Below are 21,944 nucleotides of genomic sequence, written 5' to 3'. Positions count from 1 at the left end.
GTCCCGGATGCAGGATCGCCGTCGCGCCGTGGGGCCGGCGGGGACGCCTGGTGGGTGCGCACGTTTCGGGCAGGTGGGAGGCTGGGGGCATGGCTAACCGGCTAGCTGGCGCGACCAGCCCTTACCTGCTCCAGCACGCCGACAACCCGGTCGACTGGTGGCCTTGGTCGCCCGAGGCGTTCGCCGAGGCGCGGCGGCGGGACGTGCCGGTGCTGCTGTCGATCGGCTACGCGGCCTGCCACTGGTGCCACGTCATGGCGCACGAATCGTTCGAGGACCCGGAGACCGCCCGGGTGATGAACGAGAACTTCGTGAACATCAAGGTGGACCGCGAGGAGCGGCCGGACATCGACGCGGTCTACATGGAGGCCACCCAGGCGATGACCGGGCAGGGCGGCTGGCCGATGACCTGCTTCCTTACCCCGGACGGCGAACCGTTCCACTGCGGGACCTACTACCCGGCCGCGCCGATGTCCGGCATGCCGTCGTTCCGGCAGTTGTTGGACGCGGTGGAGCAGGCGTGGACAGGTCGCGGCGAGGAGGTCCGCAAGGCCGCCACCCGGGTGGTGGAGCAGCTGGCCGCGCAGCGCGCCCCGCTCCCGGAGTCCATTCTGGACGAAGAGGTGCTGGCCGGGGCGGTTTCCCGGTTGCGCACCGAATTCGACGCGGTGCACGGCGGATTCGGCGGTGCGCCGAAGTTCCCGCCGTCGATGGTGCTGGAGTTCCTGCTGCGCCACCACGAGCGCGTCGGCCCCCCGGACGGCGGGCAGTCCGCATGGGAACTCGCCGAGGCCACCTCCTCGGCGATGGCGCGCGGGGGCATCTACGACCAGCTGGCCGGCGGCTTCGCCCGCTACAGCGTCGACTCCGCGTGGGTGGTGCCGCATTTCGAGAAGATGTTGTACGACAACGCTTTGCTGCTCCGCGTCTACGCGCACCTGGCTCGCAACGGCAACGCGCTCGGCGAGCGGGTGGCCCGCGAGACGGCCGAATTCCTGCTGCACGAGCTGCGGACCCCGGAAGGCGGGTTCGCGGCTTCGCTGGACGCGGACACCGAAGGCGTCGAAGGGCTGACCTACGTGTGGACGCCGGAGCAGTTGCGCGAGGTGCTCGGGCCGGTCGACGGGGACTGGGCGGCGGAACTGTTCGAGGTGACCGACGCGGGCACCTTCGAGGACGGTGCCTCGACGCTGCAGCTCAAGCGCGATCCGGACGATCCGGCCCGCTGGCGGCGGGTGCGGGACAGCCTTCGCGAGGCCCGCGACCGGCGCCCGCAGCCGGGCAAGGACGACAAGGTCGTCACGGCCTGGAACGGCATGGCGATTGTCGCGCTGACCGAGGCGGCGGGGGTGCTCGACGAACCGAGCTGGGTCGACGCGGCGGCGCAAGCGGCGGATTTGCTGCTGGAGCGGCATTGGGTCGACCGCCGGTTGCGCCGCACATCCCGCGACGGGGTGGTGGGAACGGCTTCGGGGGTGCTTGAGGACTACGGGTGCTTGGCCGATGGCCTGCTTTCCCTGCACCAGGCGACCGGCGAGCCACAGTGGCTCGAAGCGGCCTGTTCGCTGCTGGACACGGCGCTGGAACAGTTCGCCGACGCCGACCACCCGGGCATGTTCCACGACACCGCGGCCGACGCCGAAGCCCTCGTCCGGCGCCCCTCCGACCCCACCGACAATGCGAGCCCCGCCGGGGCCTCGGCTCTTGCCTCGGCCCTGCTCACCGCTGCCGCGCTCGCGGGAGCGGACAGCGCGACGCGCTACCGCGCCGCCGCCGAGCAGGCGCTGGCGCGCGCCGGGCTCCTCGCGCAGCGCGTTCCCCGCTTCGCGGGTAACTGGCTCAGCGTCGCCGAGGCGCGTGCCCACGGGCCGTTGCAGGTCGCGGTGGTCGGCGACGCCGGCGACGCCGACCGGACGGCGCTGCTCGCCACGGCCAGGCGGCACGCCCCGGGCGGAGCCGTGGCGTTGGCGGGCGAGCCGGCGGCGACCCGGGTGCCGCTGTTGGCGGGACGGCCGCTGGTCGGCGGAGCCGCCGCGGCGTACGTCTGCCGCGGCTACGTGTGCGATCGGCCGGTCACCACCACAGAGGACCTCGTCGAATCCCTGGCTCGCTAGAGAATGAGCCGCTGGCGTTCGTCGTCGTGGTGCTCGACGACAGCGCCCATATCGGGCAGATCAGCGTGCACGGGGACCACGCCCGCCAGGGCATCGTTTCGCCGTGAGCCGAACGGCACCGCTCCCACCTGCGATGTAAGTGTGTAATCCTGTAATCAGGAGGTGGCGGAGATGTATTCAAGGTTTGGTCGAACGGCACGCGGCCGGGGCAGGGGAGGCCCGCCGTGGGCAGGCGGTGGGCGACGCAACGAGCCGCCCACGGCCGACGACGCCAAGGCGTGGTTCACCGGGCGGCTGCCCGAAGGGTGGTTCACCGGTGGCCCGACGGTCACCGTGGACCGCGAGGAAATCGTGGTGGTCGGCGAACTACCGCCAGTGGCGGGCGAGTTCGGCGACGACGCCGAGCGCGCCGCCGCCGAGAGCGGCCGGATCTCCCGGTTCCGTGAGCAAACCCGCGAGGAGCGAATCGAGATCGCCCGCCAGGCGGAGCACCGCTACGGGCGCAAGGTCGCTTGGGGTGCCCGGCTCGGCGACACCGAGGAACTGTTCACCACACTGTCCGTGCCGGTGATGACCCGGCTGCACCAGTCCGAGCGCATGGTGCTGGACACCCTCGTGGACGCCGGTGTCGCCCGGTCCCGTTCCGAGGCGTTGGCCTGGGCGGTGCGGCTTGTCGGCAAGCACACCGAGGACTGGCTGGGCGAACTGCGCGAGGCCCTGTCCAAGGTCGACGAACTGCGCAACCGCGGTCCCCAGGAGTCGTGAGCGCGGTGGCCGGCCACCCCGTGCGCACGGCCGAGCTCAGGCGTAGAGCGCCAACCAGATCGCGATGTGGTGGCAGATCGCGGCCAGCGACACCGCCGAGTGGAAGAACTCGTGGTAGCCGAAGGTCTTCGGCCACGGGTCCGGCCACCGGACCGCGTAGAAGATCGCGCCCGCGGAGTACATCAGCCCGCCAACGATCAGCAGCACCAGTGCCGCCATCCCGGCGTTGTGCAGCAGGTCGGGAAGCACGAACACCGCGACCCACCCGAGCGCGAGATAGACCGGCACCCCCACCCAGCGCGGTGCGTTGGGCCAGGCGAGCTTGAGGATCACGCCGCCCAGCGCACCGCCCCAGACGACCGCGAGCACCACGGCACCCGTCGTCGGCTGCATGGCGACCATCGCGAACGGGGTGTAGGTGCCCGCGATGAACAGGAAGATCATCGAGTGGTCGAGGCGCCGCATCCAGGTGCGCGCCCCGAGCGTGGTCCAGGTCTTGCGGTGGTACAGGGCGCTGACGCCGAAAAGACCCAGGACGGTCGCGACGTAGATCGACGTGCCCACCGCGGCGGCCGTCGACACGGTGGCGGCGGCGAGGGCGATCAACGTGGCACCGGCAACAACGGACACCACCAGGGACCACAGATGGATCCAGCCGCGCATCCGCGGCTTGACGAACGCGTTGGGGCGGCGGGCGGAGAGGGCGCTAGGCACACCTCGAGGTTACGGGAGCGTAGGTTCAGGGAAACGTGACCTGTGCTGCACCGCGCCCTTGAGGCGGGGGCCGCGGCTCATCCGGATCCGCGTAGGCTCAGCTGGCGTGGCGCTCAAGGTTCGGTTGAAAGAACTCATCTACGACGTCTATGAGCGGCGGCTGCGCCGGAAGCTCGACGGAGTCCAGCATCCGAGGCACGTCGGGGTCATCCTGGACGGCAATCGCAGATGGGCCAAGGACGCCGGCTTGGACGCCGCCCATGGGCATCGCGTGGGTGCCCGCAAGATCGTCGAACTGCTCGGCTGGTGCGAAGAGGCCGAGGTCGAGGTCGTCACGCTGTGGCTGCTGTCCACCGACAATCTCAACCGCAGCCCCGAAGAGCTCGGCGCGCTGATGGAGATCATCGCCGGAGTGGTGGACGAGCTCACCGACCCGGCCACGCCGTGGCGGGTGCGGATCGTGGGCGCCCTTGACGTGCTGCCCACCGAAACCGCGGCGCGGCTGTCCGCCGCGGCCCTGCGGACCAAGGGCCGCACCGGCATGCAGGTCAACGTCGCGGTCGGCTACGGCGGGCGCCGGGAGATCGCCGACGCGGTACGCAAACTGCTTCAGCAGCACGCCGAAGCGGGCACCACGATCGAAGAACTCGCCGAGGTCCTCACCGTCGACCACATCGCCGAACACCTCTACACCTCCGGGCAACCCGATCCCGACCTGCTGATCCGCACCTCGGGGGAACAGCGGTTGTCCGGCTTCATGCTGTGGCAGTCGGCGCACTCCGAGTTCTGGTTCACGGAGGCATACTGGCCGGCCTTCCGGCGGGTCGACTTCCTGCGCGCCCTGCGCGACTACGCGGTCCGGCACCGCCGCTTCGGCGGTTGACCCTGGGAAAGCCGGCCCTGGGAAAGTTGGCCCTGGGAAAGCCGGCCCTGGGAAAGCAGAAAGGCCAGGTCGCTGGGACCTGGCCTTTCCGGTGCGACGAGGCGATCAGCCCTTGGGGTGGTCGATGATCGGCGCGTTGACGCACTGGTTCAGCTGCGGAGACGCGATCGGCACGACGGCGCCGGCCACGGCGATGTTGTTGCCGCATGCCTGAATCGGCACAGCGCTGATGTTGTTGTCGTTCAGGATGTTGATGCCGTCGTTGTCGGCGCTGTCGGCGTTGGCGACGGGGGCCAGGGCCAGCAGTCCGGCGGCGGCACCGGCGACGATCGCTGCCTTCTTCAGCACTTGGGTCACTCTCCTCTGATTACCGCGGGATTCGGAGTTCACACCGAGCGGACTTCGAAAAGACCGCGAGGTGGTCATCGAGTCTGGTGTGTACCGGCTGCAAACTACCGGCGACGTGCCGGATACCCAAACTCGTTAACACCATTGTGTGAACAAGAATCTCGTATTCGCTGGTAGTCGCGCGAATTGGGCGGCGAGATGGTTTTTCGGTGGGTCGTTGCACGCAAAAAGGAGCGTCGAGACTGGCCCGACGCCCTTTTTGCCACCTGAATCCGCTTATCGGATCCAGGCGATTCGCCTCGATCAGTACCCGGCCTTGGGGTGGTCGACGATCGGCGCGTTGACGCACTTGTTGACCTGCGGGGACAGGATCGGCACGACGGCGCCCAGCACGGCGACGTTGTTGCCGCAGGCCTGAATTGGCGCAGCGCTGATGTTGTTGTCGTTCGCGATGTTGATGCCGTCGTTGTCGGCGCTGTCGGCGTTGGCGACGGGGGCCAGGGCCAGCAGGCCTGCGGCGGCACCGGCGACAATCGCTGCCTTCTTAAGCACTTCGGTTGCTCCTTGTTGGATGGGATGGAGAGAGTGCGCTGTTTCCCCGGCTGCGCACCCCAAAGTCAGCCGGAGGGGAAGCACCCGGCGTGAAAGATATCTAGCTAAACCGAAAAAACAACACCTCGTTAACACCATCGTGTGATTTCTTCGTCGGTTTCGTCGGCCTTTTGTTGCGGCGGCAAAATGCGCATGTTTCCCGGGTTCGGAAACGGGACCGGTTGTCCGCCCCGGCGACCGCCCGGCGTAGTGTCCTGATATGGACTCCGAAGCGCTGGTGGCCGAATACCTGCTCCTCGGGCTCAGATTCGACCGGCTCGTCCAGGGATTCGTGGATTCCTATACCGGCGACCCGTCGCTGCGGCGGCGGGTTAACGACGAGGCCCGGCCCGATCCGGCGCGGTTGGTCGCCGACGCGCGGCGACTGCGCGCCGAGTTGCCGGACTCCGGACTGGCCGCGCCGCGCCGCCGGTTCCTCGCCGCGCAGTTGACCGCGCTGGAGTGCTCCGGACGCAAACTGGCCGGCGAGCGGTTGCCCTTCCCCGCCGAGGTGGAGGCGTACTTCCAGGTCACGCCGGTGCCCGGGGAGCCGGACGCGTACCGGGAGGCACACCGCGAGCTGGCCGAGGTGCTGCCCGGCCGAGGACCGCTGGACACGCGGCTGGCCGCCATCCGTGGTCGAGACCAGGTCCCGGCGGCGCGGCTCAAGGTCTGCGTCCAGGCGCTTTCGGGCGCGCTGCGGGAACGCGTGCGCGACCGGTTCGGCCTGCCGGTCCAGGAGGCCGTCGACTACCAGGTCGTGACCGACAAGCCGTGGAGCGGTTTCAACCACTACCTCGGCGACTTCCGGTCACGGGTGGCGGTCAACGCCGACGTCGGGCACCGGGCCGCGAACCTGCCGCAACTCGTCGCGCACGAGTCCTACCCGGGCCACCACACCGAGCACTGCCGCAAGGAGGCCGGCCTGGCGATCCGGGACGCCCAGGCCGAGCACACGATCTTCCTCATCAACACGCCGCAGTGCCTGATGGCCGAGGGCCTCGCCGACCTGGGGTTGCAGGCCGTGGTGGGGCCGGGCTGGGGTCCGTGGGCGGCGGAGATCTTCGCGGACCTGGGCATCTGGATGGAAGGCGAGCTGGCGGAGCGGGTGGAAAGCGCGATGAACCGGCTCCTGACGGTCCGCCAGGACGCGTTGCTGATGCTGCACGACGATGGCGCGGACGACGCCGAGGTTACCGCCCACCTGCAGCGCTGGTTGCTGATGTCGGATCGGCGGGCCCAGCACCTGGTGCGGTTCATGCGCGATCCGCTCTGGCGCGCCTACACCACCACTTACGTCGAGGGTTATCGGCTGCTGCGGCAATGGTTGGAGAACCGGCCGGTCGGCACTTCGAGCGCCGATCGCTATCGCAGACTGCTTGACGAGCCGCTGGTGCCGGATGTCCTGCGGGCCGAGCTCGCGGCCCGCGTCTGAGCTGTTCACCCGACAAGGTTCACCCGTACGGAGCAATTCTGGTCACCAGGCGTGCCGGGGCGAGCGGCCCGCCGAACCGGCCGCCGGAGCCGTCCTGACCTGCTGCCGGTGCGCGCGCCGCATCCGTACGGCGCCGTCGGCAAGACCGTGACCTGCACGGATTCCGAGGCACATGAAGAGATATCGACGAATTGGCGAATCACCTGTGTGGCTGCCTGCCGAGACGCGATCACGCCGGTAGCGTGCGCTGGTGACGGGCCGTTCTCCTTGCAAGTCCGTACGCGGCCCGTCCGGGAGGCCCTGATCGTGGCTGTTGGCTGGAGCGGACGGTTACTACGTCCACCTTGGTCGCGAAGGGCCGGTGCCCGGCCCCTGCGGCCACGGCGGACGACCGGTCCGGCCGGGGCGCGACGGGGGCAGGCCCGGCCCGCCGACGAGCGGGTGTGCATGCCACGCCCGCGAGGGAGTAGCCGTGACCGCACGACGTTCCCAGCCCCAAGCGGAGACCCCAGCCGGTAGCGGCGAGTCCGCGAGCACCGTGCAAACCAGTGACACCGAGATCCGCACCTATGTCCTGGACACCTCGGTGTTGCTGTCCGATCCGTGGGCCATATCCCGCTTCGCCGAGCACAACGTGGTTCTTCCGGTGGTGGTCATCAGTGAATTGGAAGGCAAGCGCCACCACCCCGAACTCGGCTGGTTCGCCAGAGAAACCCTTCGCGTCCTCGATGACCTGCGGATCCGGCACGGACGGCTGGATCAACCGGTTCCGGTCGGCGCATCGGGAGGCAGCCTGCACGTCGAGTTGAACCACTCCGATCCGCACGTGTTGCCGCCGGGGTTCCGCACGGACTCCAACGACGCCCGAATCCTGGCCTGCTCGCTGAACCTGGCCGCCGATGGGCACCGGGTCACGCTGGTCAGCAAGGACATGCCGCTGCGGGTCAAGGCCGCGGCGGTGGCCCTGGACGCCGAGGAGTACCGCGCGCAGGACGTGGTGTCGTCGGGCTGGACCGGCATGGCCGACATCGATGTGTCGTCGGAGTCGGTCGACGTCCTGTTCAAGGACGGGGTCGCCGACCTCGACGAGGCGCGGGAGCTGCCGCCGAACACCGGGGTTCGGCTGCTGTCCGGCTCACAGAGCGCGCTGGGCCGGGTGAACGCGGATAAGCAGGTCCGGTTGGTGCGCGGCGACCGGGAGGCATTCGGCCTGCACGGCCGGTCCGCCGAGCAGCGGATCGCGCTGGAGCTGCTGCTCGATCCCGAGGTCGGGATCGTGTCGCTGGGCGGCCGGGCCGGTACGGGCAAGTCCGCGCTCGCGCTGTGCGCGGGCCTGGAGTCGGTGCTGGAGCGGCAGCAACACCGCAAGGTCGTGGTGTTCCGGCCGGTGTACGCCGTCGGCGGCCAGGAGCTCGGCTACCTGCCCGGGACCGAGAACGAGAAGATGGCGCCGTGGGCGCAAGCGGTGTTCGACACCCTTGGCGCGCTGGCCAGCGAGAACGTGCTGGATGAGGTGATGGACCGCGGGATGCTGGAGGTCCTGCCGCTCACCCACATCCGGGGCCGGTCGCTGCACGACTCGTTCGTCATCGTCGACGAGGCGCAGTCGCTGGAGCGCAACGTGCTGCTCACCGTGCTGTCCAGGCTCGGAGCGAATTCGCGGGTGGTCCTCACCCACGACGTCGCCCAGCGCGACAACCTGCGGGTGGGCCGTCACGACGGGGTGGCGGCGGTGATCGAGAAGCTCAAGGGTCACCCCTTGTTCGCCCACGTCACCCTCACCCGCTCCGAGCGTTCCCCGATCGCGGCCCTCGTGACGGAAATGCTTGAAGGCGAGTTCACCCCGTAGCCAGCCGCGCGACGGGCATCTTCGAGCCGCAAGTCGCCCGAAGATGCCCGTCACCGGGGAAACTCAGCTCACCAGCCGGAGGGCAGCGGGCGGCCTTCGGCGAAGCCGGCCGGGGACTGGATGCCGACGACGGCGCGGTCGTAGAACTCCTCCAGGGTGCGGGCGCCGGCGTAGGTGCACGACGAGCGCAGTCCGGAGGTGATCTCGTCGAGCAGGTCCTCGACGCTCGGCCGCTGCGGGTCCAACCGCATCCGGGAGCTGGAGATCCCTTCCTCGAACAGCGCCTTGCGAGCCCGGTCGAACGCGCTGTCGGTGCGGGTCCGGGCGGACACGGCGCGCTTGGAGGCCATGCCGAAGGACTCCTTGTAGGCCCGGCCGTGCTCGTCTCGCTGCAGATCGCCGGGCGATTCGTAGGTGCCGGCGAACCACGAACCGACCATCACCGACGCGGCACCGGCGGCCAGCGCCAGCGCCACGTCCCGCGGGTGCCGGATGCCACCGTCGGCCCACACGTGCTTGCCCAGCCTGCGAGCCTCCGCGGCGCATTCGGCGACCGCGGAGAACTGCGGCCGACCGACGCCGGTCATCATCCGCGTCGTGCACATCGCGCCCGGCCCCACGCCGACCTTGATCACGTCGGCCCCGGCTTCGATGAGGTCGCGCGCGCCTTCGGCGGTCACCACGTTCCCGGCCACCACCGGAACCGCCGGACCCTCCGCCCGGACCGCCCGCAGCGCGGAGATCATCTTTTCCTGGTGGCCGTGCGCGGTGTCCACGACGAGCGTGTCGACCCCGGCATCCAGCAGCGCGGACGCCTTGTCCGCGACATCGCCGTTGACCCCGACCGCCGCAGCGATCCGCAGGCGGCCAGTGTCGTCCAGCGCCGGCGTGTAGATCTCGGCGCGCAGCGCGCCGCGACTGGTCATGATCCCGGCCAGGCTGCCCTCGGCGTCGACCGCGATCGCGACGTTGCGGGCGTGCTGGTCCAACTGTTCGAACACCTCGCGGGGTTTGGTCTCCAGCGGCAACACGACCGGATGCCGATCCGCGACCTCACCGACCCGCGCGAACCGGTCGACGCCGGTGCAGGCCGCCTCGTCGACGACACCGATCGGCCGGTTGTCATCGTCGACGACAACCACGGCGCCGTGGGCGCGCTTGGGCAGGAGGTTGAGGGCGTCGGCGACGGCGTCGTCGGCGTGCAACACCAGCGGGGTGTCCCACACGGGGTGCCGCGCTTTGACCCAGGAGGTGATCTCGGCGACCACGCCGGGATCGACGTCCTGCGGCAACACGACCAAGCCGCCGCGCCGAGCGATGGTCTCGGCCATCCGGCGACCGGCCACGGCGGTCATGTTGGCGACCACGATCGGCAGGGTGGCCCCGGTGCCGTCGCTGGTGGCGAGGTCCACGTCGAAGCGAGACTCGACGCCGGAGCGCCTGGGCGCCAGGAAGACGTCGTCGTAGGTCAGATCGGTGGAGGGCTGCTGCCCGTTCAAGAACTGCACGTCTCACCACCCTACGGGGTCCGGTGCCCCCAGTCGCCTGTCCGCAACCCGACGACCCGACCGGATCGCAGCGATCTCGGGTCCGGGGTCCATGCGTACAAGATCACGTGTACCCGCTTTATTGCCGGACCCCGGCCTCTGCGTTTCTGGGACTAGTTCACGTCGATCGTTAGTAGATGTGCGGTATCTCCGAGCTGCTCGAGGAAGCCGAGATCTCCTCGCTGCGCCTGGAGCGCGGAGCCGCACGCGATGTCGGCTAGCCACAACAAGAGTGAAGTTTGCCGTGGCCGGCGTGAAGCTCCCGGAGCGTGCAGCGGATTTCCTCGGCGTCGGTGAGGTCGACGATGCTGGCCGTGAGGATGTAGCTGCCGATGGTCAGGTCGTAGGACTCATCGACGTAGGCGTGGACGAACACGAACCGTAGTGAAGCGAGAACTACAGTTCGAGATCAAATCGATGCACACGGTAGTGATCACGAATCCGGCGCTGCTAGTCGTGGCCCCAGGGCGACCCGGGGCGGCGCGGTGGGTTGCGCGCTGCCGCGGATCAGAGGTCTTCCTCCGTCAAGGGTTCGAAACCGCTGTATGCCTCGTAGTTGCGGAAGAAGCGGCTGTAGAGTTCCGTGCCGTCGTCGAAGGTCGCGTCTTCGACGGGTTTCACCTCGATGATCTTCTTCAGTTTCCAGGTGATCAGTTCGTGGTTCTCGTTCTGGTAGCTGGTTTCCTGCTGCTTGCCGTGCTCGGCGGCCTTTTCCGTCGCCTCTTCTTCGGACTCCGCTTTGAGCAGCACGAAGGACTCCTCGTACCACGGCTTGTGGTTCGCGGCGTCCGAAGTGGCCTCCAGGACCAGGACCGCGATGTAGTAGTCCAGCTCGACCGCATCCGCGTCGGCCTGGAATTCGCGCGGATCGATGGTGCCCGGCCCGATGTTGATCGAACCGATCGCGTCGAAGTCGTTGCTGCTCATGCCCTCAGGATCTCACCCGCCCGGAAGCATGGCGCGAACCGCCTCGATGCTGTCGGCCGAGGCGGCGTCCTTGTCGGGCCGGTAGCGCAGTACGCGGGCGAAGCGCAGTGCGACGCCGCCGGCGTAGCGGGGACTGGCCTGCACGCCGTCGAGTTCGATCTCCACGATGAGCTCGGGAACGACGTGGACCGTCCAGTCGTCGCGGTGGGTCTCCCGCCGCTGGAATTGCGCGGTCTGCCACGCCAGCAGTTCGTCGGTGAGGCCCTTGAACGTCTTGCCGACCATGATCGGCGGGCCGCCGTCGGGGTCCCGCGCGCCCAGGTGCAGGTTCGACAGGTAGCCCCGGCGCCGTCCGTGCCCCCACTCGGCGGCGAGCACGATCAGGTCGAGGGTGTGCTCTGGCTTGACCTTCCGCCAGGACCGGCCGCGTCGCCCCGCCGCGTAACCCGAGTCCAGGGCCTTGACCATGACGCCCTCGTGCCCGGCGTCCAGTGCTTCGTCGAATAGCGCGGAGGCGCGGTCCGCGGATGGCGACAGGATCGCCGGGATCCGGTGTTGCGGCGCGACCTTTTCCAACGCGTCGAGGCGTTGCCGCAGCGGCAGGTCGAGCAGGTCATCGCCGTCGAGGTGCAGGCAGTCGAAGAAATATGGGTGCAGCAGGAGATCTCGTGAGTTCTGGGCACCGAACCGGCCCATGGTCTCCTGGAACGGCCGGGGCCGGCCCGAGTCGTCGAGTGCGAGCGTCTCGCCGTCGAGCACCACTGCCCGGCAGCTCAGGCCGCGCGCCAGGTCAACGAGTTCCGGCACGTTGCGGGTGATCTCGCGCAGCGTCCGGGTGTAGATGTGCACGTCGTCGCCGTTGCGGTGCACCTGGATCCGGGCACCGTCCAATTTGTACTCGACGCTGACGTCGCCGAGCTCGTCCAACGCGCCGTCCAGGGTCTCGGCGGGCGATGCCAGCATCGGCCGGACGGGGCGTCCGATCTCCAGGCGGAACTCGGCGAGCGCCGGTTCGCCGCCGCACAAGGCGGCCTCGGCGGTCGCGGGCAACCGGCCGGAGAGCATGAACGCCCGCCGCACCGCCTCGGTCGGCACTTCTGCGGCTGCCGCGATGGCTTCGACCATCACGCCTTCCAGGGCGCCCTGGCGGAGTTCGCCGCCGAACAGGCGCACCAGGAATCGCTGCTCGTCCGGGGTCGCTTTGCCGAGCAGCCCGGTCAGTGCCGCGGCCCGGCGCTGGCCCGAGCCGGAGCCCTTGATCAGCCGGACCGCGTCGATCGCCGAGTCGACCTCGGTGATCGTCAGCACGGGCTCGGGCGCCGGTTCGACGTCCAGCGCGGCCAGCGTCGACCAGCCCACCCCGGCCCGGCCGCCGGGCAGTTCGCCGGCCAGCAGCGCCGTCGCCGGGCGGACCTCGCCGGGGTCGAGCCGCCCGAGCAGCCCGGCGATCGCAGCGGTCTTGGCCTTGCGAGAACGAGTCGCCGTGACCTCTGCCGAGGTCGCCACCACATCCGCGAGAAGCACCATGCGCTCATGGTGCTTCTCGCCCGGGCCATCCGTCGATTCCAGTGATGGAAATCGACAGGTGTCAGTGGCCCTTGGCCATGCGGAGGACGTCTAGCGCCTCGTCCAGCTGCTCCAGGGTGAGCTTGCCGGAGTCGATGTGGCCGCGCTCCACGACCACATCGCGAACCGACTTGCGCTCCTTGAGGGCTTGCTTGGCGACCGCAGCGGCCTCCTCATAGCCGATGTAGCGGTTCAGCGGCGTGACGATCGACGGCGAACCCTCGGCGTAGGCGCGGGCCTGCTCGACGTTGACCTGCACCCCGGCGAACACCTTGTCGGCCAGCAGCCGCGACACCGCGGCCAGCAGCCGCGCCGATTCCAGCACGTTGCGCGCGATCACCGGCAGCATCACGTTGAGCTGGAAGTTGCCCTGCGAGCCCGCGAACGCCACTGCCGCGTCGTTGCCGATCACCTGCGCCACCACCTGCAGGGTGGCCTCCGGGATCACCGGGTTGACCTTGCCCGGCATGATCGACGAACCCGGCTGCAGGTCGGGCAGCGCCAGTTCGGCCAGCCCGGCGCGCGGGCCGGAACCCAGCCACCGCAGGTCGTTGGCGATCTTGGTCAGGCTCACCGCGACGGTGCGCAGGTCCCCGGAGATTTCCACCACCGAGTCCTGCGCGGCCTGCGCCTCGAAGTGGTTGCGCGCCTCGGTCAGCGGCAGGCCGGTGACCTCCGCCAGCTCCGCGGCGACCGCCCCGCCGAAGCCCGCCGGCGCGTTGAGGCCCGAGCCGACCGCGGTTCCGCCGATCGGCAGTTCACCGAGCCGCGGCACGCCGCCGTGCAGCCGCTCGATCCCGTAGCGCACCTGCGAGGCCCACGCGCCGGCCTCCTGCGCCAGCGTGATCGGCACCGCGTCCATCAGGTGCGTCCGGCCGGACTTGACCACCTCGGTCCACTCCGCGGCGCGGCCCTCGATCGTCGTCGCGAGGTGCTCCAGCGCCGGGATGACGTCGGTGAGTACCGCTTCGGTGGCCGCGACGTGGATCGTCGTCGGGAAGGTGTCGTTGGACGACTGCGAGGCGTTGACGTGATCGTTGGGGTGCACGTCGCGGCCCAGCCGCCGGGACGCCAGGGTGGCGATGACCTCGTTGGCGTTCATGTTGGACGACGTGCCGGAGCCGGTCTGGAACACGTCGATCGGGAAGTGCTCATCGTGGGTGCCCGCGGCGACCTCATCGGCGGCGGCGGCGATCGCCTCGGCAGCCTCGGCGTCCAGCACCCCGAGCCGACCGTTGACCCGGGCCGCCGCGGCCTTCAGCAGACCGAGCGCCCGGATCTGGGCGCGCTCCAAGCCCCGGCCGGAGATCGGGAAGTTCTCCACGGCTCGCTGCGTCTGCGCCCGGTAAAGGGCGTGGGCGGGAACCCGCACCTCGCCCATCGTGTCGTGTTCGATCCGGTAGTCCTGTTCAGCCATGCCGAAAGTGTCCCGCCGGAAGGCACCCGGGGTCAGCGTGGGCCGCCCCACCCGCCGGTCCAGCTGTGGTCCGGCGCACGCGAAATGTCCTCACTGGACCGATGAAGGTGCCCGATCTCGCACCTGGGCCGGGGATGACGACGAACGGATCAGCTGATGGTGGACTTGATCCAGGCCTTGTAGGCCGTTGCGTCGGTGTAGACCGACGGGGCCATGCCGCAAATCGGGACCAGGCTGCCGAGGCGGCTGGTGATGCCGGTTAGCTTCCAGTCGCCGGGCTCGCCCTCCAGCTGCGGACCGCCGGAGTCGCCGAAGCAGGCGTTGGCAAGCGGCTTGTCGCTCCCGGTGCAGATCTCGGTCGGTCCGTCGATCTGGCTCAGCGAGCACTGGCCGTCGGCGACCACGCGGGTGTCCAGTTCCTGCAGCTGCGCGGGCGGCTCGCCGCAGCCGCGGGTCGGGCAGGTCAGGCCCCAGCCGATGATCCGCGACGGGGTGTTGGTCGCGCCGGAGTCGTTGGCGATCTTGACGGGCTTCTGCGACACGGCGCGGTCGAGCTTCAGCAGCGCGAGGTCACCGTTGGGGTTCTTGGTTGCGTAGTCCGGGTGTACCACGATCTTGGACACGCCTACCTCGGTGCCGCCGGTGGTGTGGTTCGGGCTGCCGATCCGGAGGCCGAGGTCGGCCGGTGCGGTGTTCTGCACGCAGTGCGCTGCGGTGAGCACCCACTTCTTGTCGATCAGGGAGGCCCCGCAGCTGTGGTTGCCTCCTCGCTGCAGCGACGCCATCCAGTCGTACCGCTCGGTGGCGTCGTGCCCGCCCAGGATCAGCGTGCCCGGGTCATCCACGGCGTTCGCGGTGGCGGGCAGCATCGCCATGCTCAGCGCCAGCGACGCAGCACTGCCGAGCAGCATCAAGGTCCTTCTCACGAGTACCTCCCCGACATGATCACCTTTGGGTGAACCTATGTGGGAAGTTGTCGAGCGGGTACCGCCGACTGCCAAGGTGAATTCGGCGATCTGGCGCAGCACGCGCCAAAAATGCGGACATTGCCTGCTGATCCGGCTAGCCTGGGTGTGTCCACACGGTCAACGACGAGGTGGCGGGCATGACTGCGGTGTCGCATGAGGTCGATCTGCTGATCGTCGGCGCGGGTCCGACCGGTTTGTTTGCCGCCTACTACGCGGGGTTCCGCGGCATGTCGGTGGCGGTGGTCGACGCGCTACCCGAGCCCGGCGGCCAGGTGACCGCGATGTACCCGGAGAAGATGATCTTCGACGTGGCCGGGTTCCCCGAGGTGCGCGGGCGGGATCTGGTTGACGCACTGGTGAAGCAGGCCGGTCAGTATGACCCGGTCTATCTGCTCGGCCGACCGGCCACTGGACTGTCCGATGTGGATGGTTCTTTGCTCGTCAATGTCGGCGAGCATGAGGTAGTGCGGGCTGACGCCGTGCTGGTCACGGCAGGAATGGGCGAATTCACCCCGCGGCCGCTGCCCGTCGGCGGTGACTGGGTCGGTCGTGGCGTGGTGCACTTCATCCCGGAGTTGTCCGTGCACAGTGGACGCGACGTGGTGGTGGTCGGCGGTGGTGACTCCGCATTCGACTGGGCGCTGGCGCTGCACCCGGTTGCCCGCAGCGTCACCCTGGTGCATCGCCGCACGCGGTTCCGCGCGCATCCGGGGCTGGTGCACAAGGTCGAGGACCTGGGCGTCCCGCTGATCACCCCGGCCGAGGTCGCCGAGATCCGCGGCGACGACACCGGGGTCCACGAAGTGGAGATCGCGCTCGGCGGCGAGCGGCGCCAGGTGCTACCCGCGCAGACGGTGGTCGCGGCGCTCGGGTTCACCGCCGACCTGGGGCCGATCGAGAAGTGGGGCCTGGAGCTGGAGAAGCGCTCGATCCTGGTGGACAGCACGATGCGGACCAACCGGCCACGGGTGTACGCGGCGGGGGACGTCGCGGCCTACCCGGGCAAGGTCAAGCTGATCGCCACCGGCTTCGGCGAAGCAGCGACGGCGGTCAACAACATCGCCGTGGAGCTCAACCCGGACGCCCACCTCTTCCCCGGCCACTCCTCGAACATGGGTTGACATCGCCTGGTCGGGTGGTTTGGCGGGCGGTTTCGCCGAAAAATCCGTGTCTGGCGGTTCCGACACGACCGCCGCGGGTCGTCGTTGACTACCGGTTCTGTCCAGAACCGCCCACCGGGCACCCGAACGGGGTCAACCGTCAGTGTGCTGGTTGACCCCGTCGATTTCCGTCGGAACCGCCAGGTCAGGGCAGCAGTCCGTGCCGTGCGGTGTCGCTCTCGCCGAAGTCCACATCGGAGTATTCGCGCAGCTTCGACAGCTTGTGCAGCCCCTCGATGACCCGGACCGTGCCGGACTTCGAGCGCATCACGATCGACTGTGTCGTGCACCGGTTCGCGCGGTAGTGCACGCCCTTGAGCAGCGCGCCGTCGGTGATGCCGGTGGCGACGAAGAACATGTTGTCGCCGCGCACCAGGTCGGAGGTGGTCAGCACCTGGTTCACGTCGTGGCCGGCTTCGCGGAGCTTCGCCCGCTCGGCGTCGTCCCGCGGCCACAGCCGCGTCTGGATCTCACCATCGAGGCACTTCAGCGCGCATGCGGAGATGATGCCCTCCGGGGTGCCCCCGATGCCCAGCAGCATGTCGACGCCGCTGTCCGGCCGGGCCGCCGCGATCGCACCGGCCACGTCGCCGTCGGAGATGAACTGGATGCGCGCGCCCGCGTCGCGAACCTCCTTGACGATCTGTTCGTGCCGCGGGCGGTCCAGGATGCACACCGTGACGTCGGAGACGTCGATGTGTTTGGCCTTGGCCACCCGGCGGATGTTCTCCGCGATCGGGGCGGTCAGGTCCACGACCCCGGCCGCCTCCGGGCCGACGGCCATTTTCTCCATGTAGAACACCGCGGACGGGTCGAACATGGTGCCGCGCTCAGACACCGCGAGCACCGCCAGCGCGTTCGGCATTCCCTTGCTGAGCAGCGTGGTTCCGTCGATCGGGTCGACCGCGACGTCGCATTCCGGGCCTTCGCCATTGCCGACCTGCTCGCCGTTGTAGAGCATCGGCGCTTCGTCCTTCTCGCCCTCGCCGATGACGACGACGCCCCGCATCGACACGGTGCCGATGAGTTTGCGCATCGCGTCAACCGCGGCGCCGTCACCGGAGTTCTTGTCGCCGCGGCCGACCCAACGGCCCGCCGCCATCGCGGCGGCCTCGGTCACCCGGACCAGTTCCATCGCCAGGTTGCGGTCCGGTGCTTCGCGGTGTCGTTCGGTGCTCATCGCGCCTCCCGGTGGTGAGCAATTTTCGTGTTCTGCTGCCCGGGTTCGGCGGGATCCGGCCCGCGCCCAGGCTCGTTACCCCGATCTTCGCAGATCGGCGGCCTGCCGGAGCTTTCTCGTGGGGCAGCCCACTCCTGCTCGGAGGGCCGGAGGCCCGCAGCCGGGCCGGTGAGACCATGAGCGGCGTGGCTGAACCCCGCAACGAGCGACCAGCTCTGTCCCGCCCGCCCCGGACCGTGTCGGCGATGGTGTTCGCCCTGCTGCCGATGGTCCTGGTCGCCTTCGGGATCGCCGGGCTGGTGGGGCAGTGCTCGTTCAGCCCCGGCGGCCCGTCGATCCAGGGCGGCCCGGTGCCGACCGTGGACGTTGCCGCCGAACTGCGCCGCGCGGCCGGGCGGGTGGGCTTCCCGGTGCTCGAACCGAGCCTGCCCGCGACCTGGCGGGCCAATGCCGCGAATGTGACCACGCTCGCCTCCCATGCGCAGGTCGTGCGGGTCGGATGGTTGACCGGCCGGGCCCGGTACCTGCGGTTGGCGCAGTCGACCGCGGCCGAAGACGAGCTGGTCGCGAGCGAGACGCGGCAGCCGCCGCACGCCCGGGGCACGGTCGATGCCGCGGGGCAGCGATGGGTGGTCTACGACAGCGTGCGCGGCGAGCAGGCGTGGGTTGCCGAGCGGGCCGGAGTCCGCCTGCTGATCACCGGCAACGCCGACGAGGCCGAGTTCCGCACCCTCGCCGAAGCCGCGATCAACGCCCCGGCGGGCATCTGACCAGAGCCGACCCCGACTGCGATTTTAAATCGAAACTGCGGAGCATGGGTGGGGCGCCAACCGCGAGTCAGTCCTGTTCGACGGCGGCCAGGGCGCGCTCGACGCGTTCGCGGGCGCCCGCGAGGTGCCGTTCGCACACCGCCGCCAGGGCCTCGCCGCGCTCCCACAGCGCCAGCGAGTCCTCCAGGGAGAGCCCACCGGCCTCCAGTTGCTTGACCACCTCGGCCAGCTGGTCGCGGGCCTGCTCGTAGCCGAGCTCGGCGACCTCGGGGTGGTCGGCCACCGGGTCGAAGTGCTCGTCCTGCTGCTCGTTCGCGGTCACGGGGTCGCACTCTCCACATTGCTCTGCACGGACACCACCGCCGTGGCGATCGCCTGGTCGTAGCCGACGAACGCCTCGGCGAACTCGGCGCCATCGCCTTCGCGCACCGCGTCGTTGATGCGCAACTGCGCTTCCGCGACCCTACGTCGATGCGCGGAAACGGCCCACCCCCCGGTCCCCACGTACCCGGAGGTGGCGGCGACCAGCGCGCGTAGCCGGGAAGGCAAGTCGCGGCGCTCGGCGGACTGGCAGCCGCCCAGCAGCGCGGCCCAGCATCCGACCGCCGTGGCGTCGGCTGCCTCGGCACAGCGCTGCACCTCGCCGGCCCGGTCCCGCTGCGGTCCCGCGTCGGTGGCCGCCGACCGCGCGACGCCGACGGTCAGGGGGAGGAACGATGGTTCCTGCTTCGGGTGCACGGTTCCGTCCTGTTCAGCCTGCTCGGTCCGGTACGACTGCCTGGATCGCACCGTCAACGACCCGCACTCGCAGGCGAGTTCCCGGCGGCGCCTCGTCGACGGACCGGAGCACACCATCCACGCCGTCCTCGATGCGCTGCACGATTGCGTATCCACGAGCCAGAGTGGCCGCCGGGCCCAAGGTCGTCAAGCGAGATCGAGTGGCGGTCAACGCGTGTCGTTCGGTGTTCAGCGCCGTCGTCACCGCGCGGCGGGCCCGGTCGCGCAGCAGCTCGACCTGCTCGGCACGCCGCGCCAGCGGTCCGAACGGGTCGGCCAGCACGGGCCGGCTGCGCAACGCGTCGAGCAGCCGACGCTCCCGGTCGACCCAGCCATGCAGGGCGCGGCGGGCGCGGTCGCGCAGCTGGTGGATGCGCTGCGTCTCCTCGGCGACATCGGGCACCACTCGTTTGCCCGCGCCGGTCGGGGTGGAGCAGCGCACGTCGGCGACGTGGTCCACCAGGGGCGAGTCCGGTTCGTGCCCGATGGCGCTGACCACCGGCGTCCCGCAGGCGGAGACCGCGCGGCACAGGGTCTCGTCGGAGAACGGCAGCAGGTCCTCGACGCTACCGCCGCCGCGCGCCAGCACGATCACGTCGACCTCCGGCAGCCGGTCCAGCTCCCGCAGGGCCTCCAGGATCTGCGGGACGGCGGTCGACCCCTGCACGGCGACGTTGCGGATCTCGAACTGCACCGCCGGCCAGCGCAGCTGCGCGTTGGTCAGCACGTCGTGCTCGGCGGCCGAGGCGCGCCCGGTGATCAGGCCGACGCGGTTCGGCAGGAACGGCAGCGGCCGCTTGCGCGCCGGGTCGAACAGGCCCTCGGCCTTCAGCAGCCGGCGCAGCCGCTCGATGCGTGCCAGCAGTTCGCCGATGCCGACCGCGCGGATCTCGTCGACCCGCAGGCTCAGGGTGCCGCGACCGACGAAGAACGTCGGCTTGCCGTGCACCACGACCCGGCTGCCGTCGGTCAGCGGCGGCTCCATCGTGCGCAACAGCGCGGCCGAGCAGGTGAGCGTCAGCGACACGTCGGCCGACGTGTCGCGCAGCGTCAGGAAGGCGGTGGCCGCGCCTGGGCGTAGCGAGATCTGGGTGATCTGCCCTTCCACCCACACCGCGCCGAGCCGGTTGATCCAGTCGGCGATCTTGCGCGCCACGGTGCGTACCGGCCAGGGCTCCTCGGGACTGGTCGGAGAACTCAGCGTCACTCCTCGGATGTCGTTCGGGGCGGGCACTTTCGACCGGTCAAGCCCCCACGCAGACGCCCATCAGCCCGGTCAAGGGTCCCCTTACAGTCTGCCTGCTGCCGGGTCACTGGTTGCGCAGCCGGTCGAGGCGGTTCCGCAGCATGCGGAGGAATTCCGCGCGCCGACCGTGCTGCTGCTCGTAGGCGAGCAGTTCGGCCAGCTCCGCCTCGGTGAACGAGCGGAGCCTGCCGCGCAGCTGCGGCAGCGTCAGGTGGTCGTAGTCGGCCAGCACCGACAGGTCCTCGGCCAGCACCTGCGGTTCCATCGGCTCGTCCTCGTCGAAGGTGGCCCAGGCGGGCTGTTCCTCCGGGGTGCGCAGTCCGGCGAGGGCCTCGTCGCCCTTGATCGCCAACTCGGTGATCTGCTGCTGGATCCGCATCGACGCTTGCAACGCCTGGCTGGCCACGGTAACCGGCAGACCGAGCAGGGTGGCCGGGAGCTGGCGTGCCTGCTCAACGGCGGTGGCCGCGAGTCCGGCGGCGACCCGCAACGGCAGGGGGAACGATGACATGGCCCCAGCCTGCCGCACTCGGGCCGCCTAGGCCATCGCCCCGCTGCGCGACTGTGATCTAGGCGGGTGCGGCGACTGCGCCAGGTGGTGGTCTTGGCCCGACCCGTACCCTTGGCGATATGACGACCTCGCCCGAGGCCAATGACCTCGCTGACCAGGACAACGGCCGGACCAAGCGGGTTCTGCTGGCCAAGCCGCGCGGGTACTGCGCAGGTGTCGACCGCGCCGTGGTCACCGTCGAGAAGGCCCTGGAGACTTACGGGCCCCCGATCTACGTGCGCAAGGAGATCGTGCACAACCGGCACGTGGTGGACACGTTGTCCGAGCGCGGCGTGATCTTCGTGGATGAGACCGACGAGGTGCCGGAGGGTGCGCTCGTGGTGTTCTCCGCGCATGGCGTTTCGCCGGCGGTGCACGCCGAAGCGGCGCAGCGGAATCTGCGCACCATCGATGCGACCTGCCCGCTGGTTACCAAGGTGCACAAGGAAGTCAACCGGTTCGCCCGCGACGACTACGACATCCTGCTGATCGGCCACGAAGGCCACGAGGAGGTCGAGGGCACCGCGGGCGAGGCGCCGGACCGCGTGCAACTGGTCGACACGCCGGAGGACGTCGACAAGGTCGAGGTCCGCGACCCGAGCAAGGTCGTGTGGCTGTCGCAGACCACGCTCAGCGTGGACGAGACGATGGAGCGGGTGGACCAGCTCAAGGAGCGCTTCCCGGATCTGCAGGCCCCGCCGAGCGACGACATCTGCTACGCGACCTCGAACCGGCAGTACGCGGTGAAGGCGATGGCGCCGGAGTGCGAGCTGGTGATCGTCGTCGGTTCGCAGAACTCCTCGAACTCCAAGCGTCTGGTCGAGGTCGCCCTGCAGGCCGGCGCGTCCGACGCGCACCTCGTGGACTACGCGGCCCAGATCGACGAGGCATGGCTGGACGGCGTCACCACAGTCGGCGTGACCAGCGGTGCGTCGGTGCCCGACGTGCTGGTGCTGCAGGTGCTGGATTACCTGGCCGAGCGCGGCTGGAGCCACGTGGACGAAGTCACCACGGCGAACGAGAAGGTCACCTTCGCGCTGCCGCGAGAACTTCGCAAGGACCTCGACGCCAACCCGGACAAGCCCACGAGCGTCCGGTGAACGGCTTAGCGAAAAGGGCATCCGCGCCGCGCGGATG

Annotated in this window: 23 protein-coding genes; 8 read left to right on the top strand and 15 right to left on the bottom strand. The window is 69.7% G+C overall.

Annotation, left to right across the window (positions count from 1 at the left end; translation table 11 throughout):
• Positions 1-89 precede the first annotated feature (89 nt).
• Positions 90-2,114, top strand: a complete 2,025-nt coding sequence (locus tag BJ970_RS05010) for a thioredoxin domain-containing protein (RefSeq protein WP_184724303.1) — start codon at positions 90-92, stop codon at positions 2,112-2,114.
• On the opposite strand, the gene BJ970_RS38780 is transcribed toward BJ970_RS05010, so the two are convergent.
• On the bottom strand, positions 2,111-2,233 hold the full coding sequence (locus BJ970_RS38780; RefSeq protein WP_281399415.1) for a hypothetical protein: 123 nt from the start codon (positions 2,231-2,233) through the stop codon (positions 2,111-2,113). The two genes, BJ970_RS05010 and BJ970_RS38780, sit on opposite strands and share 4 nt — an antisense overlap.
• Before the next feature lie 52 nt (positions 2,234-2,285).
• Here BJ970_RS38780 and abmR point away from each other — a divergent pair, with 52 nt between their 5' ends.
• Positions 2,286-2,879, top strand: coding sequence for an ATP-binding transcription factor AbmR (gene abmR / locus BJ970_RS05005; RefSeq protein ID WP_184724301.1), 594 nt, complete (start codon positions 2,286-2,288; stop codon positions 2,877-2,879).
• Between the two features lie 36 nt (positions 2,880-2,915).
• Here abmR and trhA read toward each other — a convergent pair whose 3' ends face one another.
• Entirely contained in the window at positions 2,916-3,593 is a 678-nt protein-coding gene (trhA, locus tag BJ970_RS05000) for a PAQR family membrane homeostasis protein TrhA (protein ID WP_376774988.1), read from the bottom strand.
• A gap of 106 nt (positions 3,594-3,699) precedes the next feature.
• Between trhA and BJ970_RS04995 the strand changes: the two genes are divergently transcribed.
• Entirely contained in the window at positions 3,700-4,476 is a 777-nt protein-coding gene (locus BJ970_RS04995; protein WP_184724299.1) for an isoprenyl transferase, read from the top strand.
• 105 nt (positions 4,477-4,581) lie between these two features.
• On the opposite strand, the gene BJ970_RS04990 is transcribed toward BJ970_RS04995, so the two are convergent.
• Entirely contained in the window at positions 4,582-4,833 is a 252-nt protein-coding gene (locus tag BJ970_RS04990; RefSeq protein WP_312864429.1) for a cousin-of-CoaP protein, read from the bottom strand.
• A gap of 294 nt (positions 4,834-5,127) precedes the next feature.
• Complete coding sequence (locus tag BJ970_RS04985) at positions 5,128-5,376, bottom strand: cousin-of-CoaP protein (protein ID WP_184724297.1); 249 nt, start codon at positions 5,374-5,376, stop codon at positions 5,128-5,130.
• A gap of 259 nt (positions 5,377-5,635) precedes the next feature.
• Here BJ970_RS04985 and BJ970_RS04980 point away from each other — a divergent pair, with 259 nt between their 5' ends.
• Complete coding sequence (locus BJ970_RS04980; protein WP_184724295.1) at positions 5,636-6,850, top strand: DUF885 domain-containing protein; 1,215 nt, start codon at positions 5,636-5,638, stop codon at positions 6,848-6,850.
• Between the two features lie 538 nt (positions 6,851-7,388).
• Positions 7,389-8,699, top strand: coding sequence for an RNA 5'-3' helicase PhoH2 (gene phoH2, locus BJ970_RS04975; RefSeq protein ID WP_376775107.1), 1,311 nt, complete (start codon positions 7,389-7,391; stop codon positions 8,697-8,699).
• 68 nt (positions 8,700-8,767) lie between these two features.
• Here the strand turns inward: phoH2 and BJ970_RS04970 are convergent, their stop codons facing one another.
• The 6 genes from BJ970_RS04970 to BJ970_RS04945 form a co-directional block, all read right to left on the bottom strand.
• On the bottom strand, positions 8,768-10,207 hold the full coding sequence (locus BJ970_RS04970) for a GuaB1 family IMP dehydrogenase-related protein (protein WP_184724291.1): 1,440 nt from the start codon (positions 10,205-10,207) through the stop codon (positions 8,768-8,770).
• Positions 10,208-10,463: 256 nt separating this feature from the next.
• Positions 10,464-10,622 (bottom strand): hypothetical protein, encoded by a 159-nt coding sequence (locus BJ970_RS04965; RefSeq protein ID WP_184724289.1) that lies wholly within the window; start codon positions 10,620-10,622, stop codon positions 10,464-10,466.
• 131 nt (positions 10,623-10,753) lie between these two features.
• Positions 10,754-11,173 carry a DUF4288 domain-containing protein gene (locus BJ970_RS04960; protein ID WP_184724287.1) on the bottom strand — a complete coding sequence of 140 codons (420 nt, stop codon included), beginning with the start codon at positions 11,171-11,173 and terminating at the stop codon, positions 10,754-10,756.
• A gap of 12 nt (positions 11,174-11,185) precedes the next feature.
• A complete protein-coding gene (locus BJ970_RS04955) occupies positions 11,186-12,700 on the bottom strand; it encodes an ATP-dependent DNA ligase (protein ID WP_184724285.1) in 1,515 nt (504 codons plus the stop codon).
• A gap of 61 nt (positions 12,701-12,761) precedes the next feature.
• On the bottom strand, positions 12,762-14,156 hold the full coding sequence (locus tag BJ970_RS04950) for a class II fumarate hydratase (protein ID WP_184724283.1): 1,395 nt from the start codon (positions 14,154-14,156) through the stop codon (positions 12,762-12,764).
• 149 nt (positions 14,157-14,305) lie between these two features.
• Positions 14,306-15,067: a S1 family peptidase gene (locus BJ970_RS04945; RefSeq protein ID WP_184728882.1), complete on the bottom strand. Its 762-nt coding sequence runs from the start codon at positions 15,065-15,067 to the stop codon at positions 14,306-14,308.
• 194 nt (positions 15,068-15,261) lie between these two features.
• On the opposite strand from BJ970_RS04945, the gene BJ970_RS04940 reads away from it, so the two are divergent.
• Complete coding sequence (locus BJ970_RS04940) at positions 15,262-16,245, top strand: NAD(P)/FAD-dependent oxidoreductase (protein WP_184724280.1); 984 nt, start codon at positions 15,262-15,264, stop codon at positions 16,243-16,245.
• A gap of 184 nt (positions 16,246-16,429) precedes the next feature.
• On the opposite strand, the gene glpX is transcribed toward BJ970_RS04940, so the two are convergent.
• Positions 16,430-17,464 carry a class II fructose-bisphosphatase gene (gene glpX, locus BJ970_RS04935; protein ID WP_184724277.1) on the bottom strand — a complete coding sequence of 345 codons (1,035 nt, stop codon included), beginning with the start codon at positions 17,462-17,464 and terminating at the stop codon, positions 16,430-16,432.
• Positions 17,465-17,640: 176 nt separating this feature from the next.
• Between glpX and BJ970_RS04930 the strand changes: the two genes are divergently transcribed.
• Entirely contained in the window at positions 17,641-18,234 is a 594-nt protein-coding gene (locus BJ970_RS04930) for a DUF4245 domain-containing protein (protein ID WP_184724274.1), read from the top strand.
• Positions 18,235-18,301: 67 nt separating this feature from the next.
• Here the strand turns inward: BJ970_RS04930 and BJ970_RS36930 are convergent, their stop codons facing one another.
• The 4 genes from BJ970_RS36930 to BJ970_RS04910 all read right to left on the bottom strand — a co-directional run bounded on the left by BJ970_RS36930 (position 18,302) and on the right by BJ970_RS04910 (position 20,768).
• Positions 18,302-18,517: an exodeoxyribonuclease VII small subunit gene (locus BJ970_RS36930; protein WP_376775106.1), complete on the bottom strand. Its 216-nt coding sequence runs from the start codon at positions 18,515-18,517 to the stop codon at positions 18,302-18,304.
• A 35-nt stretch (positions 18,518-18,552) separates the two neighbouring features.
• Positions 18,553-18,972: a hypothetical protein gene (locus BJ970_RS04920; protein WP_184724268.1), complete on the bottom strand. Its 420-nt coding sequence runs from the start codon at positions 18,970-18,972 to the stop codon at positions 18,553-18,555.
• A 13-nt stretch (positions 18,973-18,985) separates the two neighbouring features.
• Positions 18,986-20,212 (bottom strand): exodeoxyribonuclease VII large subunit, encoded by a 1,227-nt coding sequence (xseA, locus tag BJ970_RS04915; RefSeq protein WP_184728881.1) that lies wholly within the window; start codon positions 20,210-20,212, stop codon positions 18,986-18,988.
• A 109-nt stretch (positions 20,213-20,321) separates the two neighbouring features.
• A complete protein-coding gene (locus BJ970_RS04910) occupies positions 20,322-20,768 on the bottom strand; it encodes a lipid droplet-associated protein (protein ID WP_184724265.1) in 447 nt (148 codons plus the stop codon).
• A gap of 119 nt (positions 20,769-20,887) precedes the next feature.
• Between BJ970_RS04910 and BJ970_RS04905 the strand changes: the two genes are divergently transcribed.
• Positions 20,888-21,907 (top strand): 4-hydroxy-3-methylbut-2-enyl diphosphate reductase, encoded by a 1,020-nt coding sequence (locus tag BJ970_RS04905; protein WP_184724262.1) that lies wholly within the window; start codon positions 20,888-20,890, stop codon positions 21,905-21,907.
• Positions 21,908-21,944 lie beyond the last annotated feature (37 nt).

This window comes from Saccharopolyspora phatthalungensis, assembly GCF_014203395.1.
GTDB lineage: Bacteria > Actinomycetota > Actinomycetes > Mycobacteriales > Pseudonocardiaceae > Saccharopolyspora > Saccharopolyspora phatthalungensis.
This window is presented reverse-complemented; position numbering and strand designations above follow the sequence as displayed.

Excerpts from the sequence above, each read along its gene's own strand:
- BJ970_RS05010 (WP_184724303.1), top strand. The coding sequence starts at position 90 with ATGGCTAACCGGCTAGCTGGCGCGACCAGCCCTTACCTGCTCCAGCAC.
- abmR (WP_184724301.1), top strand. The coding sequence starts at position 2,286 with ATGTATTCAAGGTTTGGTCGAACGGCACGCGGCCGGGGCAGGGGAGGC.
- BJ970_RS04980 (WP_184724295.1), top strand. The coding sequence starts at position 5,636 with ATGGACTCCGAAGCGCTGGTGGCCGAATACCTGCTCCTCGGGCTCAGA.
- BJ970_RS04960 (WP_184724287.1), bottom strand. The coding sequence starts at position 11,173 with ATGAGCAGCAACGACTTCGACGCGATCGGTTCGATCAACATCGGGCCG.
- BJ970_RS04955 (WP_184724285.1), bottom strand. The coding sequence starts at position 12,700 with ATGGTGCTTCTCGCGGATGTGGTGGCGACCTCGGCAGAGGTCACGGCG.
- BJ970_RS04950 (WP_184724283.1), bottom strand. The coding sequence starts at position 14,156 with ATGGCTGAACAGGACTACCGGATCGAACACGACACGATGGGCGAGGTG.
- BJ970_RS04945 (WP_184728882.1), bottom strand. The coding sequence starts at position 15,067 with ATGCTGCTCGGCAGTGCTGCGTCGCTGGCGCTGAGCATGGCGATGCTG.
- BJ970_RS04940 (WP_184724280.1), top strand. The coding sequence starts at position 15,262 with ATGACTGCGGTGTCGCATGAGGTCGATCTGCTGATCGTCGGCGCGGGT.
- glpX (WP_184724277.1), bottom strand. The coding sequence starts at position 17,464 with ATGAGCACCGAACGACACCGCGAAGCACCGGACCGCAACCTGGCGATG.
- BJ970_RS04930 (WP_184724274.1), top strand. The coding sequence starts at position 17,641 with ATGAGCGGCGTGGCTGAACCCCGCAACGAGCGACCAGCTCTGTCCCGC.
- BJ970_RS04910 (WP_184724265.1), bottom strand. The coding sequence starts at position 20,768 with ATGTCATCGTTCCCCCTGCCGTTGCGGGTCGCCGCCGGACTCGCGGCC.
- BJ970_RS04905 (WP_184724262.1), top strand. The coding sequence starts at position 20,888 with ATGACGACCTCGCCCGAGGCCAATGACCTCGCTGACCAGGACAACGGC.